Origin of the sequence: Mobilicoccus pelagius NBRC 104925, assembly GCF_000247995.1 — a bacterium.
Classification (GTDB): Bacteria; Actinomycetota; Actinomycetes; order Actinomycetales; family Dermatophilaceae; genus Mobilicoccus; species Mobilicoccus pelagius.
On record NZ_BAFE01000096.1, the window covers coordinates 1 to 852 of the forward strand.

Consider the following 852-nt stretch of genomic DNA (forward strand, 5'->3'; position numbering starts at 1 on the left):
GGGAAGAGCCCGTAATAGGTGCTCGGGGCGATCGCCAGGCCTGCCTCACGCAGGACCCGACAGATCGGCTCGACCCCGAACCGCACACGGTGCTCGTCGATGTAGTCGACGAGCACCGCCGTGCTCACCTGATCTTGCGGTCGAGCTCCGCCGCGGCGAAAAAAGCCGACGCCGTCCGCAAGATCTCATTCGTCCGCCGAAGCTCACGAACCTCACGCTCGAGCTCGACGATCCGCGCCGCCTCGGCCGTGGTCGTGCCCGGCCGGTCACCAGCATCGACCTCGGCCTGGGGCACCCAGTTCCGCAACGTCTCCGGGTTGATCCCCAGCTGCTCACCGACCCGACGCAGCGCCCCCTGCCTCGTGGCAGGGTCACGCCGCAGCTCGACCGCCATCCTGATCGCTCGCTCCCGAAGCTCCTCCGGGTACTTCCTCGGTGCTGCCATGACTCTCATCCTTCCGGTGAATGAGAGCCTCCATCACACCCGGCACGGGACAGTGCATCGTGCGACCGGCTCACCGGGCCAGGCCCGCGGATAGGCCTTCCACATCTTGCGGACCCCGTACACGCCGAAGTTCTTCTCGTGCAGCTCCTGCAGACGTTCGTCGATGACGGCATCACTTGTGGCCCGCTTCGAGACAGGCCTACTCTTGCGGGCATAATAGGAGCTTGGGGCGATCGGGATTCCAGTCTCTTTCAGGACCTCGCAGATCGGCTCGACCCCATGCTCGTCGCGGTGCGCGGCAATGAACGCATCGACGTCTACGGTCGGCGGTCGAGCTCCGCCTGAGCGAAATAGGCACTCGCCTGGCGCAGAATCGTATTCGCGCGCCGCAGTTCGCGGTTCTCCCT

At 65.7% G+C, this 852-nt stretch carries 1 protein-coding gene, 1 pseudogene and 2 other annotated features; the gene and the pseudogene both read right to left on the bottom strand.

The genetic code is table 11. The features are described 5' to 3' along the window. Positions 1-23: 23 nt before the first annotated feature. Positions 24-167 (bottom strand) — a sequence feature (AL1L pseudoknot). After that, entirely contained in the window at positions 125-445 is a 321-nt protein-coding gene (locus MOPEL_RS15485; protein ID WP_009483773.1) for a transposase, read from the bottom strand. (Overlaps the previous feature by 43 nt.) A 33-nt stretch (positions 446-478) precedes the next feature. After that, positions 479-852 (bottom strand): annotated as a pseudogene (locus MOPEL_RS18205) (hypothetical protein); the annotation flags it as partial. Then, positions 671-802: a sequence feature (AL1L pseudoknot), on the bottom strand. (Overlaps the previous pseudogene by 132 nt.)

Excerpts from the sequence above, each read along its gene's own strand:
- MOPEL_RS15485 (WP_009483773.1), bottom strand. The coding sequence starts at position 445 with ATGGCAGCACCGAGGAAGTACCCGGAGGAGCTTCGGGAGCGAGCGATC.